Origin of the sequence: Pseudomonas sp. PARCl1, assembly GCF_947311875.1 — a bacterium.
Taxonomy (GTDB): domain Bacteria; phylum Pseudomonadota; class Gammaproteobacteria; order Pseudomonadales; family Pseudomonadaceae; genus Aquipseudomonas; species Aquipseudomonas juntendi.
Map to the genome: position 1 here is coordinate 1 of NZ_CAMZMX010000096.1, position 2,383 is coordinate 2,383.

Genomic DNA, 2,383 nt, shown 5'->3' on the forward strand with positions numbered 1-2,383 from the left:
GTAAGCGTCCGCCCAACTCACCTTGCGTAAGTCAGGCCGGCACCCACTGATGCGGCAGCAATTGCCCGATCTCACTGGCCCGCTGTGTCGGCAACCGCGTCAACACATCCTTGAGATAGGCATACGGATCATGCCCATTCATGCGCGCCGACTGGATCAGGCTCATGATCGCCGCGGCCCGTTTGCCACTGCGCAGCGACCCGGCAAACAACCAGTTCGAGCGTCCGAGCGCCCATGGCCGTATCTGGTTCTCCACCTGATTGTTGTCGATAGGCACAGCCCCATCGTCCAGGTAGCGCGTCAGCGCTACCCAGCGTTTCAGGCTGTAATCGAGGGCTTTGGCCGTGGCTGATCCGTTCGGCACCAGATCGCGCTGGGCCAACATCCAGTCATGCAGTGTTTTGCTGATCGGTACCGCCATTTCCTGACGTATTCGCCAACGGTCTTCGTTGCTCATATCCCGAGCCTGGCGTTCAACCTCGTACAAACCGCCAATCGAGTGCAGCGCCTGTTCGGCCAGCTGACTTTTGTTCGCGACATGCAGGTCGAAGAACTTGCGGCGAGCATGAGCCATGCAGCCGATTTCAGTAATGCCTTGGTCAAAACCAGCTTTGTAGCCCGCGAAGTCATCGCAGACCAACTTGCCGTTCCAGTTGCCCAGGAAGTTACGTGCGTGTTCGCCAGCACGGCTTGGGCTGAAATCGTAAACCACAGCATTGAGCGCCGAAAACGGCGTCGTGCTATAGGCCCAGACATAGGCTCGGTGGGTTTTCTTCTCGCCCGGCGCAAGCATTTGCACCGGTGTTTCATCAGCGTGAATCACGCCTTGGTTCAGCACGGCTTCACGCAGTGCATCGACCAGCGGCTGGAGCCGCACACCGGTTTGTCCGACCCACTGAGCCAAGGTCGAGCGAGCAATTTCCAACCCGGCGCGGCCAAAGATTTTCTCCTGCCGGTACAGCGGCAAATGATCGGCAAACTTGGCCACCATGACGTGGGCCAGCAAGCCTGCGGTCGGGATGCCTTTGTCGATCACCTGCGCCGGCACTGGCGCCTGGATCAGTGTTTCGCACTGACGGCAGGCCCATTTGCCACGCACATGTTGCTCGACGGTAAACACGCCCGGTGTGTAATCCAGCTTCTCGCTGACGTCTTCGCCGATGCGTTGAAGTTGGCAGCCACAGGCGCACTGGGTGTTTTCGGGTTCGTGACGAATCACCGTGCGTGGAAACTGCGGCGGCAATGGTGCACGTTTGGGCGATTGCCGTGGCTCAGACTGTGACGAAGTGGGAAGAAGCTGTTTCAGCTCGGCCTCAATCGCTTCAAGGTCTGTATCGAGCAGGTCATCCAGCAAGCTGCCTTGCGCCGGGCTGATTTGCTCGCTGCGCTTGGCAAACTTGTGGCGTTTGAGCAGGGCGATTTCGAACTTGAACTGTTCGATGAGAGTTCCATCGTTCTGGATCTTCTTGCTCATCGCCTCGACCTGGGACTGCAACTGCAACGCCCGTGCCGCCAAGGCACGAAGCTGTTCCGGGGTCATCTGGTCGAGGTTGGGCGAAAAAGTCATGCCGCCGATTGTGCCAGAGCAGGCACAGAACGACGACAAGTAGACCGGCCAAATGGCCGGCGTTTACAGCATGCTGATCACACCGCCTGCACCGACACGCTGCCACGGCAGGCCCAGCACCAAGGCCTGAAGTTGTTCGCTGTCGAGTTCAACCTCGCATCCATGGCGAATGCCGGGCCAGTGAAACTTGCCTTGATTCAGTCGCCGCGCAGCAAGCCAGACTCCCACGCCGTCGTGCACCAGCACTTTCATTCGGTTAGCCCGGCGATTGGCGAACAGGTAAGCGCAGTGCGGCTTCGCCGCACCGAACACCGCGACCACCCGGGCCAATGCCGTTTCGGTGCCGGCGCGCATGTCCATCGGCTCGGTGGCCAGCCAGATCGCATCGATGCGGATCATTGAGTGACAGCCCGGATAAATTGCGCGCAACCCTCAGGATCCGAGGCTGGCCATTTCACCGTGATCACTTGCCCAGTCATGGGCAACTCGATGATCACTGAGGCTTCGGCTGGCCGTTTAGGTGCGGCTTTTAGCGGGACAAATGCTGGCAAAGAGGTTGCTGCGGGCGGGTCTCGATAGAGCGGCAGCCATTTGCGGATGACGTTGGCGTTGATGCCGTGACTGATGGCGACACTGGACACGGTTGCGCCAGGTTGCAGGCATTCCTGAACAACCTGGGCTTTGAATGGTTTCGGATAAGAGCTTCGTTGGCGCATGGAAATCCTGGCGATAAGGGTGATCGCGTCCGCTTAAAAATACGCGGACACCATCGCCCTTAATGCTGGAGTTCGGAAGGTGAGTTCGCCGGACGCTTAC

At 59.1% G+C, this 2,383-nt stretch carries 3 protein-coding genes; all 3 read right to left on the reverse strand.

Going from position 1 to position 2,383, the window contains the following annotated elements:
- Positions 1 to 31: 31 nt before the first annotated feature.
- The 3 genes from QME24_RS24620 to QME24_RS24630 all read right to left on the reverse strand — a co-directional run bounded on the left by QME24_RS24620 (position 32) and on the right by QME24_RS24630 (position 2,283).
- The gene (locus QME24_RS24620) at positions 32 to 1,567 is read right to left on the reverse strand and encodes an IS66 family transposase (RefSeq protein WP_236186668.1); all 1,536 of its coding nucleotides are present in this window, start codon (positions 1,565 to 1,567) and stop codon (positions 32 to 34) included.
- A gap of 63 nt (positions 1,568 to 1,630) precedes the next feature.
- Positions 1,631 to 1,966: an IS66 family insertion sequence element accessory protein TnpB gene (tnpB, locus tag QME24_RS24625; RefSeq protein WP_236186666.1), complete on the reverse strand. Its 336-nt coding sequence runs from the start codon at positions 1,964 to 1,966 to the stop codon at positions 1,631 to 1,633.
- A complete protein-coding gene (locus tag QME24_RS24630; RefSeq protein ID WP_236186664.1) occupies positions 1,963 to 2,283 on the reverse strand; it encodes a transposase in 321 nt (106 codons plus the stop codon). The genes tnpB and QME24_RS24630 overlap by 4 nt, the downstream gene beginning before the upstream one ends.
- Positions 2,284 to 2,383 lie beyond the last annotated feature (100 nt).